The following is a 13038-nucleotide window of genomic DNA, read 5'->3' as shown; positions in this document are numbered from 1 at the left end:
CGTCGTCCCTTCGCAGGGATGCGTTATTCTTAATAAGCGGGTGTCTGCGTGCCCGGCTGCTGCTCCTTTCGACGCAATTCGAAATCATGTATACGAGCATCGATTTTAGATGCCGGGTGACCCAATGAATCGGAATATGACTGCTGACAGGCAGCCGGAACTCACAGTATTTGCACCGATTGCGCCGTCGCTGCCAGTACGCGAGGATGAGCCTTACGCGCGCGATGAGATGTTGCACGAAATATTCGAGCGCACGAGCAAGCTATATTATTCGAAATGCGCGGTCAGGCTTCTTGGTCACGATCCCGAAAACAGTCGCCGCACGGAACTCAGCTATTCGCAGCTCGGCGAGCGCGCCATCCGGTTCGCACGGCAGCTTCGCTCCATGGGCGTTGAGCGTGGAGATCGCGTTGTTATCTGTCTGCCGCGCGGCCTCGATCAATATATGGCCATCCTCGGCACACTCTGGGCCGGAGCCTGTTATGTTCCTGTTGACTGGACCTATCCGCAGGACCGGATCGATTTCATCGCCGAGGATAGCGGCGCCACTCTGATCGTAACGGATGGTGAGCGCGCGGGCGACATGCCTGTCAGGACACTCGTGGTCAACGAGACCCTCGGCGATCTGGCTGCTCAGGATGCGGTGCCGATCACGCGCGCCGAAAGCGGTGCGTCTCCTGATGACCTCGCTTACATTATCTATACCTCGGGAACCACCGGTCGCCCGAAGGGTGTCATGATTTCCCACCGCAGCGCCTGCCATTTCCTGCGCTCGGAAGGTGCCGTTCTCGCAATCGATGAAAGCGACAAGGTTTTCGGTGGCTTCAGCATTGCTTTCGACATGTCGATCGAGACGATGTGGAGCGCGTTTTCTGCCGGCGCGGAACTTCTTGTTGCCAACGAAGCCCTGCATAAGGCCGGACCCGATGTGGCGGTCGCTCTGGCCTCGGAAGGCGTCACCGTCTGGCATGTCGTGCCTTCCCTGTTCACATTGGTCGAGGCGGAAATACCCACGCTTCGGCTCGTCAACCTTGGTGGTGAGGCGTGTCCGCCAGACCTCGTCGACCGCTGGGCGCGTCCCGGCCTGCGGATGCTCAACACCTACGGCCCGACCGAAACGACGGTAACGGCAACCTGGACCGAGGTGCAGCCCGGCCGTCGCGTCACGATCGGCCGCCCGCTGCCGGGATATACGGCCTGGATCCTTGACGAAAAGCTTTGGCCGGTCGATGCGGGCGCTGAAGGTGAGCTGGTGATCGGGGGGCCGGGTTTAAGTTCCGGCTACGTCAATCGCCTCGATCTGACAGCGGACAAGTTCGTCAACACCCCCTTCAATGGACCGGATGGGTTACCGGTCCGGATCTATCGTTCAGGTGATCTCGTGCGTCTGGACGCCGTCGGCGACATCGAATTCATGGGGCGAATAGACACGCAGGTAAAGATCCGCGGGTTTCGTGTGGAACTGGCCGAAATCGAAGCGGTCATCGCCGAAGATGCTTCCATTGCACAGGCAGTCGTCCATCTTTTCCGCGATAATGACGGTGCGGAATTCCTGGCCGCATTCCTTGTGGCGCGCGGAAATGCGGCGATCGACATCGAAGCCGCTCGCAAACGTGTGCATGATCGTCTGCCGAATTATATGCGACCGGTTGCCTATCAGGTGCTGGATGCTCTGCCGACCCTGCCGGCCTCCGGCAAGGTGGATCGAAAGGCGCTGCAGCGCCCGGTCGTCGTCCCCGTGTCAGACCGGGAAACAGTTGCTCCCGAGACGCCGCTCGAAGCACAACTCCACGCCATCTGGTCAGACGCCTTTGCCCCGCAAAAGGTTTCGGTGGAGGACGACCTGTTCGAGGATCTGGGTGGCCATTCCCTGAAGGCCGCTCGTCTTGCATCCGCCATCCGCAAGTCGCCGGGCCTTTCCGGCGTCTCGATCCAGGATCTTTACGCAGCACCCACGATCCGGCGGCTTGCCGAGCGGCTGCGGGATCGCATCGTTGCGGACACCGTGGTTCTGGAGCCTTTTCATCGCGTCTCGGCATTTCAGAAGCGTCTGTGCTGGGTACTCCAGACAATCGCTCTGGTGCCCATTTACGCGGTTGCCGGGTTGCAGTGGTTTTTCCCTTACCTCGCCTACACCTATCTCGTCGAAGACTTCGGTCGCGTGAAGGCCCTGCTTCTGGGTGGTCTGACCTTTCTTCTCATTCCGCCATTGGGGATGCTGTTCGCGATCGTCGTGAAATGGCTGATCATCGGCCGCTACAGGGCAGGGGACTATCCGTTGTGGGGCAGCTATTACCTGCGCTGGTGGTTCGTTCGTCGCCTCTCTGATGTCATCGCCACGCCTTATCTCAGCGGCACGCCGATGATCCGCTTCTATTATCGCCTGTTGGGCGCAAAAATCGGTCGCCGTGCCTTCATCGGAACGGTGAGCATCGATACGACCGATCTTGTCAGCATTGGCGACGATACCATCATCAGCGATTATGCAATGCTGGCTACCAGTTCGGTTGAGCGAGGCCTGTTACGCATTGGCCGCGTTACCATTGGAAAAAGCGCTTTCGTCGGCACCATGTCCGTGGTCGGACGCGACAGCTCGATTGGAGATGCGGCGGCGCTGGACGACCTGTCTTCCCTGCCGATGAACAAGTCAATTCCTGACGGGGAATGCTGGAGCGGCTCGCCTGCGAAATGCAGCACAACTGGCCGGGTGGCGCAGTGCGATGAAGAGGCTGGCTTCTTGCGCCGCCTGCTGGTCGGCATCGGGCTTTTCATCGCCGCCGCCATTCTTCCTCTCGTCGCCATCCTGCCGATTGCGCCGGGTCTCATTGCGATGATCGAAATAGACTGGAGCACTGAGGGCTACTCCTATCTCCTTATTTCGCCGTTCCTCGCCCTCACCTACATCGTTCTGATGTGCGTATTGACCGTCGCCGCCAAGCGACTGATCCTCGGCCCGGTCCGGCCCGGGCGTTATTCAATCCATAGCTGGTTCTACCTGCGCTTCTGGTTCGTTCAGCAGGTAACGGATCTGGCGCTGGCGCTGCTGCATCCGATCTATGCCACGCTCTATGTGATCCCCTGGTATCGCGCGCTGGGCGTGCGTATCGGCAAGAGAGCCGAAATCTCGACCGCCGCCAAGATCGTTCCAGATCTGGTTGACATCGGTGCGGAGAGCTTCATTGCGGATGCGGTGGTGTTCGGCGCGGCGCGGCATGAGCCAGGAATTATCGAACTGGCTCACACCCGGATCGGGCGACGCTCCTTCATCGGTAATTCGGCGCTGCTGCCGACCGGCGCAACCATCGCTGATGGCGTTTTGATCGGCGTGCTCTCCAAACCGCCCGTGGACGGCGGCGCCGAGCGACCGGATGGAACCTGGTTTGGCTCTCCGCCGATTTCGCTGCCAGTCCGGCAGGCTGTGGGGCTGTTCGACGAAGGTGCGCGCTTCAACCCGCGGCCACGTCTTGTCGCAACCCGTCTCGCCATCGAGGCCATCAGGGTAATCCTGCCGCTGACATTGTTTCTGGCATTTTTCAGCCTGCTCTTCTCCATCGTGGGCGACATTCAGGATTTCGATGACAGCCAGTCGCTGATTGCTCTGGTTTTCCCCCTTCTCTACCTGTGTTTTGCGCTCGCCTGCGGTCTTTCCGTCGTCGCGCTCAAATGGCTGGTCATGGGACGGTACAAACCAACGACCAAGCCGCTGTGGAGCACCTTCGTATGGCGAACGGAATTGGTGACGGCGACCTACGAAAACCTGGCGGTTCCCAACCTGCTGGAGCCGTTGCGTGGCACACCCTGGCTGCCGATGTATTTTCGCCTTCTCGGCTGCAAGATCGGCCGCGACTGCTTCATCGATACGACAGATATCACCGAACATGATCTGGTGCGCATAGGCGACGAAGTCGCGCTCAACGAATTTTCCGGTCTGCAAACGCATCTGTTCGAGGATCGCGTCATGAAAGTGAGCGGTGTAACGGTTGGCGACCGCGCGGTCATCGGCTCCTATTCCATCGTGCTTTACGATGCGGAGATCGGCGAAGATGCGCAACTTGGCGATCTCTCCGTGGTGATGAAAGGCGAGACCTTACCCGCCGGAACGTCGTGGGAAGGTTCTCCGGCCCAGCTCGTGCGTAACCCGTGACGGAGGTCGTCTGGCATTCAGGATATCTGGATCTGCCTGCCGACCCCGGTGATGCGCCTGTTGTTTGGTACGTGCGCCTCGACGACGCGGACACGGAAAAGACGGCACATTCCGCAACACTGTCGCGTGCCGATCTGGAAGATTTGGCACAGCGACCGGAAGCGGGGATGCGGGGCATCCGTCGCCGGCTATTGAAGGTTCTTCTGGCGCGTCTGTCGGGCCTTCATCCGGATGAGATCATCGTTGGCAGAACGGAGCCTGGCGCACCGCGGATACTTCATCCCGCCGGGTGGAACATCAGCGTCGCTGGCCGTTGGCCGCATTGCCTGATCGGGGTAAGCCGCTCTCCCATCGGCGTTGATATAGAGCCGCTTGACGCCGAGCCGCCTGCCGAAGACAGCTTCACCCCGGCGGAAGCCATCGAACTCCAGGGCGCCTCAAGTGCTGCCCTCCTCGCGCGTTGGGTAGCCAAGGAAGCACACGCCAAATGCCTGGGCATAGCCTCACGCATCGATGCAGCCGAGATCGAAACACGCACCGCAAGAGACCGATTGGACGTTGTCTCGGGCTTTGGAACCACCGCGAGCATTGTCCGGGTCCATGACAACACGGTGCAGGCGTTTGCCTTTCTCTAGATCACTTCCGATAATCGCCTGATCAGGATGCCGGCGGGTTTGCATTGCCGTTGACGGACGCGTCGGATACCCCAAGACGATCGGCCATCCTGATAAGATCGGCGACGGACTCGGCCCGCATCTTGCGCATGACCTGGCCACGGTGGACTTTCACGGTGATTTCGCTGAGGCCGATCTCCGCCGCGATCTGCTTGTTGAGGCGACCCCGCGTGACGAGTGCCATCACCTGCCGCTCGCGAGCCGTCAACGTCGCAAAGCGCTCATGGAGAGCAGCGGCAGAGGTCTGCTGCTGTAGCCGGGCACGATCTTTCTCTAAAGCCTCCCGGATCGCGTCGAGAAGGTCCTGTTCCCGAAAGGGCTTGAGCAGGAATTCTACCGCGCCGGCCTTCATCGCCCTGACCGACATTGGCACATCGCCATGGCCAGTCAGGAAGATTATCAGCAGGGGATTGCCGGTCCTTGCCAGCTCATCCTGGAAATCAAGGCCACTTGCATCCGGCATCCTGACGTCGAGGACAAGGCAGGAAGGGCTTTCGGATCGCTGGTGGCCGAGGAAATCGCGTGGCGATGGAAAGCTGCTGACGTCATAGCCGACCGAGCGCAGCAGGCTGTCCAGCCCATCCCGGACGGACGGATCGTCATCGATGACGTAAACGGTCGATTTCGGCTCCGGCATGGTCATCCCCTTGCTCCGGCATTCGATGGCAGGATGAAGCCGAACACGGCGCCGTGCGGGAAATTGGGTGCCGTATAGACCGTACCGCCATGCGCCTCGATGATCGACCGGCTGATCGCCAGCCCCATTCCCATTCCTGTCGGCTTGGTCGTGAAGAAGGCCTCGAACATTTTCTCGGAAGGGGCAGACGGCACGCCGGTGCCGGTGTCGCGCACGCTGATGGTTATTTTCCTGTCGTCAGTTGCGGCACTGACCAGCAGCTCGCGTTTTTCCGTGTCGACGCCCGCCATCGCCTCGATGGCATTGATGACGAAGTTCAGGATTACCTGCTGGAGCTGAACCCGGTCACCCGTCACGGATGGCAGATCGCTGGCAAGTTCGGTGCGCAGCAGGATATGGTTTTCGCGGATTTCGCCGCGCACCAGCGCCAGCGCCTCGGTGACGACTTCGACCATGTCGATCCTGTCGCGCGATGGTGCAGTTCGCGCAACGAGGCTACGGATGCGGCCGATCACCTCGCCGGCGCGGCCGGCATCCCTGACGATCCTGTCAAGCGCGTGCCGTGCTTCCTCATGGTCGGGAGGTGTTGCCGACAGCCAGCGCAGCGCCGCATTGCCGTTGGCGACGATCGCGGTGATCGGCTGGCTGACTTCATGGGCAACGGACGTGCCGAGTTCGCCCATCGTCATGATGCGCGACATCCGCGCAAGCTCGGATTGGGCCTGTCTGGCCCTTGCCTCGGTTGTCTCGATCCTGATTGCCAGATAGGTGGTCGCGCCAATTGCAAGCAGGCTGATCGCCCCGTTGACCATGCCGGATTGGAAGTCCCCATGCCGCGTCAAAAAATAGCTCGCTATGGTGAGAACGGCGCAGGCGATCCCCACGACCATGACGGCTCCGGGCCGGCCGGAACGGACGGAGAGGAGGATCACCGAGACATAGAGCACCGCAAAGGCGATCTCCAGATTGGTCACGGTGTCCGCAACGAAAATCAGGGTGGTGAGCAGCGTAATGCCCAGCCACATCAACGGCGCTTCGACCAGATAATGCAGGACCTCGCGCCTCATATCGTCTTAACCTTCCTACACGAATCTGCCGCCGCACATGCGACGGCAGGGTGCACGATCGGAAGCCCATCGGCAATGCCGGCCATTGGGGTGGCCAATGGCCGGCATCAACAAGACATGGTCCTCAGCTCGGGTTTTCCAGCGTGAACAGGTCCGCATTTTCGTCATAGGCGAAATATTCGGCATAACGGGCCCAGTTCGTCACGGCTTTCAGCGTGGTATCGGCATAGTCCTCCGACATGTAATCCTCAAGCTCGTCGCGGAAGCGCCGGGCCGGTGCACGATGCGTCGGCCGCTCGTCAAGGACGCGGCGGATGTGGGCGGCAAGCGGCACATAGCTTGCTAGATGCTGCGAGAACAGGCGTTTGCGTTCATCGACATCGCTGTCGGAGAAGCGCAGGCCCGGTGCCGTCAGCCGGATGTCGCCGCCTTCCAGATCGACAAAGCGCAGCAGTTGCAGCGTCTCGGCAACGGGGAAAAGGTCGTCGATGCCGAGATGCAGATGCGCGGCAAGCGGCGGCAGGTCAGCCTGTCCCCGATAGGGTTCGGCCGCGACCGTTTCGATCAGGCCGGACATCAGGTTTGTCGATACCCGCGGCAAGGCCATGGCAATGCCGGTGCCGGGGAATAGCCCGTCGCGCGCCGTCGTGCCGGTTTTCGCCGTCATCCTTGCATAGATGTCCTCGACCAGAACCCGGAAGCTGGGGTCGAGGCGGTTGCGCGGCTGAGGCAGGTCGACACGAATTTCGGCGATGACACGGCCGGGGTTCGACCCGAATATCAGGATGCGGTCGCACATCAGCACGGCCTCTTCGATATTGTGGGTCACCATTAGGATGGATCTCGATCGGCATCCGGCCCTCGCACCACAGATCGAGAAGATCGGTGCGCAGTGTTTCGGCAGTCAGCACGTCGAGTGCTGAGAAGGGCTCGTCCATCAACAGCACCTTTGGGCGCACGACGAGGGCGCGGGCAAGGCCGACGCGCTGGCGCATCCCGCCCGAAAGCTCCTTGGGATAGGCGCTTTCGAAGCCGTCGAGACCGATGAGATCGATGGCGGCAAGCGCCCGCTTGCGCCGTTCCGCCGGTGCGACGCCCTGGGCCTCGAGGCCTAGTTCGACGTTCTGCAGGACCGAAAGCCAGGGGAAGAGCGCGAAACTCTGAAAGACGACCGAGACGCCCGAATTGGGACCCGTCACGGGCCGGCCCTCGAAAGTGACCTCGCCCCTGCTTGGCCTGATCAGGCCGGCAATCGCCCGCAGTAGGGTCGACTTGCCGGAACCGGAGCGCCCGAGCAGTCCGACGATCTCGGCGGAGCGAAGCTCCAGATCGACATTGTCGAGGACGACCAGCGAGCCGGATGCACCCTTGTCATAGATCTGGCAGACCTGTCTGGCGGAGACCAGCGGCGCGGCTTCGGCAATTCCTGCCTTCTTCGTGAGTGTGATGTTTTCCATGATTGTTACTCCGACTGGAATGATCAGTTGAGGCGCAGGCGTCGTTCGGCGAAGACGTAGAGCGGGCGCCAGAGAGTTCTGTTCAGAAGCGTGACGAAGAGCGACATGACGGCAATGCCTAGGATGACACGCTGGTAGTCGCCGGCCTCCGTGGCCTTGGCGATGTAGGAACCGAGGCCGAAGGCTTCGAGCTTGGTATGGCCCCAGCTCACCACTTCGGCGACGATGCTGGCGTTCCACGAGCCGCCTGAAGCGGTCAGCGCTCCGGTGACGTAGTAGGGAAAAATCCCCGGCAGGATGGCGCGCCGCCACCAGGTCCATGACCGGAGCTGGTAGACCGAGCAGGCCTCTTTCAAATCCGTTGGAAAGGCGCTCGCACCTGCGATGACGTTGAAGAGGATGTACCATTGCGTGCCGAGCACCATGAGCGGCGATAGCCAGATATTCGGGCTTGCTCCGGTGGCGACGATTGCAATGACCGCGAAGGGAAACAGGACGTTGGCGGGGAAGGCTGCGAGGAACTGCGCCACCGGCTGAACACGCTCGGCAACGGCAGGCCGGAGACCGATCCAGACGCCGATCGGCACCCAGATGACGGACGCCACCGCAATCAGCACAAGCACGCGCAACAGGGTAACGAGACCTCCCTGAAAGGCTTCCCATGCGTCGCCCCATGTCAGGGTCTGGCTCACGAAGGCAAAGGCGTTCCAGATGCCCCAGATACCGATGGCTGCGATCATGGCGAACCAGGCATAATCGAACAGGCGTGTGGCCATGCCAGTGTTGGGCCTGTCGACGGTTGCCTTTCGGGTCTTCGCCGGCAGTCGGACGAGCATCAGGCCGCCCCATACCCAGGCAAGCGGTCTCATCAGGCGCTTCAGCAGGCGCGTGCGCTGGATCAGCGAATAGACCCATGAGCGGGGCTTTTCCTGTCCGGCGATCTGCTCGAACCGGAATTTGTCGGCCCAGGCAACGATTGGCCGGAACAGCAGCTGGTCATAGAGAACGATGACGACGCCCATGGCGAGCACGGCCCAGCTCACCGCCGCAAAATCCTGCTTGTCGATGGCAACGGCGAGCCAGGAGCCGAGGCCCGGCAGCTGCACCGTGGTATTGCCCACGGTGATCGCTTCGGAGGCAACAACGAAGAACCAGCCGCCAGACATCGACATCATCGTGTTCCAGATCAGCCCGGGTGCGGAAAAAGGTGCTTCCAGCCGCCAGAACCGCTGCCAGGCGGAGAGGCCGAAACCACGGCTCACTTCGTCCAGATCGCGCGGCACGGTCCGCAGCGACTGATAGAAGGAAAATGCCATGTTCCAGGCTTGGCTGGTGAAGATCGCGAAGATCGATGCACATTCGGCGCCAAGCTGGCTTCCGGGGAAAATCCCCATGAAGAAGGTGACGGTGAAGGTGAGAAAGCCAAGCACCGGCACGGATTGCAGGATATCGAGGGCGGGAATGATGATCATCTCCGCCCGCCGGCTCTTGGCCGCCAGCGTTGCGAAAACGAAGGTGAAGATCAGCGATGCCCCGATTGCGGCGAACATCCGCAGCGTCGTGCGCAGGGCATATTCCGGCAACCGCGCGGGGTCGAGCGAAATGGGAGCGCTTGCAAGGCCCTCCAGCGGAGCACGCATTTCGGCCGCCCCATGCAGAGCGAGCACGGCGAGTGCGGCGACGAAGGCGAACGCTGCGAGATCGTAGCCATTCGGCAGGATGCGGGCCCGCGCCAGTTCGGCAACGGCGCTATGCCCCCGGCGATCATTGGAAAGAAAAACCATGTGATAACCTCATGGAAGAATGTGGGAAGTGTCGGCGCGATTAGGGATGCAATCGCCGGGGCGATGCCGTCGACATTCCACGACCGAAGGGGAAGATTGGGCGGCTTTACGCCGCCCTTTGGTTGTCCGAACCGGCCTGTCCTCTTCATCGAGAGGCTCACCGGTTTCTGTGGTCCAGGCGCACTCCAGCTTTCCGCTGAGGGGATTGCTGTGCCAGACGGCAACAAGCTGACCGCGCTTTGGGTTCTTGCTCGGCAGGCCGGAATTGGCGGGCAATGCCCGGGTTACCGGAAATTCGCATGCGGACATCTGTCCGCGGAAAAGAACGATGCTGTTCATGGTTCACCTCCTTGGCCCGCTATCGGCGGGTCCGGGCGGCGAACCGGACAGGCTAGACCCGACCGGCGCTCGCCCGGGCAATTGCGCCGGGAGCGTTCCAGATTGTTGTGATGACCATCCGTTCACGGCCTGACGCCGCAACCGGATGGCGACTAAGGTCGCTGTCCATTGGTGCCTTGATCTGTTGTTTCGATAAGCCTCGCGGTGCATTGCATTGCGAAGGCATGGTGGTTTTGTCACGGGGGGGGATGGACGGTCAATCAGGCGTTGGTGCAACGCGGTTATACCTAGGTATACCGTCGATCGCCGAGGTCTTTGCGCTACGCCTTGAGGGGGGCTGGCGGGCTTGAAATTCAAGATCGCGGCCGTATGGGCCGCGACCTTTCAAATGGCAGCAATTGTTGTTTGGCTGCCGACACATGGGCCTCGCGTCACTTCAGTGACATGCGGGAAGGTCCGGTCCTCCGCAGGTCTTCTTTGCCGGGGGCTTCTTTGGTGGCGGGGCGCTCTTTGCCTGCTGTGGAGCCTTCGGCTGAGGTTGCGGCTTTGGTTGAGCCTGGGGTTTAGGAGCTGGCGGCGCCTTCGTCTGCGCAACCGCGTGTGGCGCCGGTTTTGGCTGTGAGGCCACGGGGTTTGCATGCTGCGGTGGTGTTGTTGCAACATGCGGCTGGTTGTTGTTGACGGCCTTCGGCTTGGCAGGAGCCTTGGCGGCAACGGCAGGCGCTGCCGGTTTTACCGGCTGGCTATGGGCATTTGGTTTTGGCACTGCCGCAACCGGGTTCTGTTTGGTGCTCGGAGCCACTTGCGGCGGTGCGGTCTTCGCGGTCTGGCTCACACCCTTGGCTGCAGTCGTATTGCCGACAACAGGCAGTGGCTGCCCCTTTGCACCGGGAAGCGCATGGGCATTGTTATTCGCACCCAATGGAGCAGGTGCCGCAGTCGTGACGGCCGGACTATGGGCAGCACCGGGCACAACCTGCGGCGATTGTGCCTGTTTCGTTGGCTGCACCTGCTCCTGAGCGGCCGGGAGCTTGCCCGCCATTGGCAAGGGTTGGCCGTTGATGCCGGGAAGAACATGACCGGTGGCGGCATTTCCAGCCTGCGGTTGCGCAGCAGGAGTGACGGGACTGCCGGCAGGTATTTTCGCCGCTGTCGCCGGAACCTGCGGCTGCAGAACTGCCGCCTTCTTCTGGATCGAGGGCGGAAGGGCCACATGCAATGCCGCTGCACCGGCACCGGCACCGGCAACAATGGCGGCTCCGGCCAGCTTCTGTCCGGTCGTCAGGCCGGGTGCTGCGGGTGCGGCACTGGTCTCGTTGACGGTGTTGCTGCTGTTATTGTTGACCGTATCGTTATTGATGACGGTGTTGTTCACCACCGTGTTGTGGATGTTATTGAAGATGACGTTGTTTTCCGGCGGTGCCACATCGCGCGGCGGCAGAACCCAGGCTGCGACCGGAACAAAGGCCGGTGCCGGCAGGGCATAGAGATCGACCACTGGCGGTGGCGGTGCCAACACGACGAAATCCGGTGGCGGCGGCGCCAGAAAAACGACCGGCGGTGGCGGTGCATAACCGAAATCGGCATCGTTGAAATAAAGGACTGGTCGATCGACATAAACGATCTCGGTCGGCGGTGGCGGCGGAACGTCATATTCGATCACGGTGAACGACGGCGGCGGCTCCAGCGCTGCCTCGAAGTGATCGAGACGGCGACGGGCATCCCAGACATGCGGGCCGCGCGGATAACGTCTCAGGTAAGACCAATATGCCCGTGGCGTATCCGCAACCCAGGTTTCGCGCCAGGTGATCGCCTCGCGACGGGCGGCGACGATTGCGCGTACGCGTCGGGCCATGGAATCGTTCGGATAGGCGGCAAGGAAATCCTCGTAGCCTTGCAGCGTGTCACGGTCGAGCGCTGCGAAATACGCATCCTTTTCATCGAAGTCGCGGATCGCCTTCGTGCGGATGGCCGCATTGTCATAGGCAGACACCTGAGCCGTCGGCGCATCAGGGCCGCGATCGAAGAAGGCAAAGGCGCTGTCGAATTTGGATGCGTTCCAGGAGATTTCGGCACCCTTGGTCAGATCGCTGACCCGCAGGCGCGTGCGGTCGAACACATCGCCAAGCGAAAGTCCGCCGACGCGGATCATTTCCGCCAGCGCATGTGCATAGGATCCATAGGGGCCTGCTTCCGGCGGTGCGACGGTGCCGGGTGCTGCGTTGAATGCGATCAACTGATGGGCGTCGGGTTCAACGAGCGTCAGGCCACCGGCCAGCGGCTGATTGGACTGCGCGAACGGATTGGCCCTTGCGGCATCGACGACGACGATGCTGCCGCGATTGTTGATCGCAGCCAGCGACTTGGTGAAATCCGTCATCCGGATCGCCTCGACGGGCACGTCAGTCGCATTGACTATCTGGGCGTCCACCGGTGCGAAGTAATTGTCGCCCTGGTATTGCAGTCCGTAGCCCGCCAGATAGACGAAAGCCACGGTGTTCGGCCCCGAGGCGTTCGCTTTTGCCAGGAAATCCCGCAACGTATCCCGCAATCCGTTCTGGTCGAGATCGCGCGCGCCGATCACATCGAAGCCGGCGGCCTGGAGTGTCTGCGCAATTAGGCCGGCATCATTGGCCGGTGTCGGTAATGCACCTGTCTTGTAGGCGGCGTTGCCCACGACAAGTGCTATTCTCTTTTCAGGGGAGTTCTGTGCCTCGGCCGAGGTCGCGAAAGCGATCCCGACCATGACCAACAGTGTGGCAAAAAATGCCGAGATCGTCTTCTTGGATGACAATCCCATCATTGAGAGCAAAGGTGACATACCGGTTTCTTTCAGGAAACATGTAGCGAACATTCCTTTGGCCAGAAGGCTGGCCGACGTATGACGCTCGTGTCAAAGAGGCTCGTGCGAAAACTTCGCACGAAGTTTTAGTAAA

At 61.2% G+C, this 13038-nt stretch carries 7 protein-coding genes and 1 pseudogene; 2 read left to right on the top strand and 6 right to left on the bottom strand.

Going from position 1 to position 13038, the window contains the following annotated elements; genetic code table 11:
- Window positions 1-136 precede the first annotated feature (136 nt).
- The gene (locus RBH10_RS04020) at window positions 137-4144 is read left to right on the top strand and encodes a Pls/PosA family non-ribosomal peptide synthetase (protein ID WP_281038928.1); all 4008 of its coding nucleotides are present in this window, start codon (window positions 137-139) and stop codon (window positions 4142-4144) included.
- Window positions 4141-4779 (top strand): 4'-phosphopantetheinyl transferase superfamily protein, encoded by a 639-nt coding sequence (locus tag RBH10_RS04015; RefSeq protein WP_281038929.1) that lies wholly within the window; start codon window positions 4141-4143, stop codon window positions 4777-4779. The genes RBH10_RS04020 and RBH10_RS04015 overlap by 4 nt, the downstream gene beginning before the upstream one ends.
- Window positions 4780-4801: 22 nt before the next feature.
- On the opposite strand, the gene RBH10_RS04010 is transcribed toward RBH10_RS04015, so the two are convergent.
- The 6 genes and pseudogenes from RBH10_RS04010 to RBH10_RS03985 form a co-directional block, all read right to left on the bottom strand.
- Window positions 4802-5461 (bottom strand): response regulator transcription factor, encoded by a 660-nt coding sequence (locus RBH10_RS04010; RefSeq protein WP_306180424.1) that lies wholly within the window; start codon window positions 5459-5461, stop codon window positions 4802-4804.
- Complete coding sequence (locus RBH10_RS04005) at window positions 5458-6522, bottom strand: sensor histidine kinase (protein ID WP_281038931.1); 1065 nt, start codon at window positions 6520-6522, stop codon at window positions 5458-5460. The genes RBH10_RS04010 and RBH10_RS04005 overlap by 4 nt, the downstream gene beginning before the upstream one ends.
- Before the next feature lie 124 nt (window positions 6523-6646).
- Window positions 6647-7979 (bottom strand): annotated as a pseudogene (locus RBH10_RS04000) (AAA-associated domain-containing protein).
- Window positions 7980-8002: 23 nt separating this feature from the next.
- Window positions 8003-9763: an ABC transporter permease subunit gene (locus RBH10_RS03995; RefSeq protein ID WP_281038932.1), complete on the bottom strand. Its 1761-nt coding sequence runs from the start codon at window positions 9761-9763 to the stop codon at window positions 8003-8005.
- Window positions 9764-9772: 9 nt separating this feature from the next.
- Window positions 9773-10102: a hypothetical protein gene (locus RBH10_RS03990; RefSeq protein ID WP_281038933.1), complete on the bottom strand. Its 330-nt coding sequence runs from the start codon at window positions 10100-10102 to the stop codon at window positions 9773-9775.
- A 436-nt stretch (window positions 10103-10538) separates the two neighbouring features.
- Window positions 10539-12923 carry a caspase family protein gene (locus RBH10_RS03985; RefSeq protein WP_281038934.1) on the bottom strand — a complete coding sequence of 795 codons (2385 nt, stop codon included), beginning with the start codon at window positions 12921-12923 and terminating at the stop codon, window positions 10539-10541.
- Between the last annotated feature and the right edge of the window lie 115 nt (window positions 12924-13038).

Origin of the sequence: Rhizobium sp. AN73 (assembly GCF_030757975.1) — a bacterium.
Lineage (GTDB): Bacteria > Pseudomonadota > Alphaproteobacteria > Rhizobiales > Rhizobiaceae > Agrobacterium > Agrobacterium arsenijevicii.
This window is presented reverse-complemented; position numbering and strand designations above follow the sequence as displayed.

What these genes read in the sequence shown, in the direction of transcription:
- RBH10_RS04020 (WP_281038928.1), top strand. Translation starts at nt 137, where the DNA reads ATGACTGCTGACAGGCAGCCGGAACTCACAGTATTTGCACCGATTGCG.
- RBH10_RS04010 (WP_306180424.1), bottom strand. Translation starts at nt 5,461, where the DNA reads ATGACCATGCCGGAGCCGAAATCGACCGTTTACGTCATCGATGACGAT.
- RBH10_RS04005 (WP_281038931.1), bottom strand. Translation starts at nt 6,522, where the DNA reads ATGAGGCGCGAGGTCCTGCATTATCTGGTCGAAGCGCCGTTGATGTGG.
- RBH10_RS03995 (WP_281038932.1), bottom strand. Translation starts at nt 9,763, where the DNA reads ATGGTTTTTCTTTCCAATGATCGCCGGGGGCATAGCGCCGTTGCCGAA.
- RBH10_RS03990 (WP_281038933.1), bottom strand. Translation starts at nt 10,102, where the DNA reads ATGAACAGCATCGTTCTTTTCCGCGGACAGATGTCCGCATGCGAATTT.
- RBH10_RS03985 (WP_281038934.1), bottom strand. Translation starts at nt 12,923, where the DNA reads ATGTCACCTTTGCTCTCAATGATGGGATTGTCATCCAAGAAGACGATC.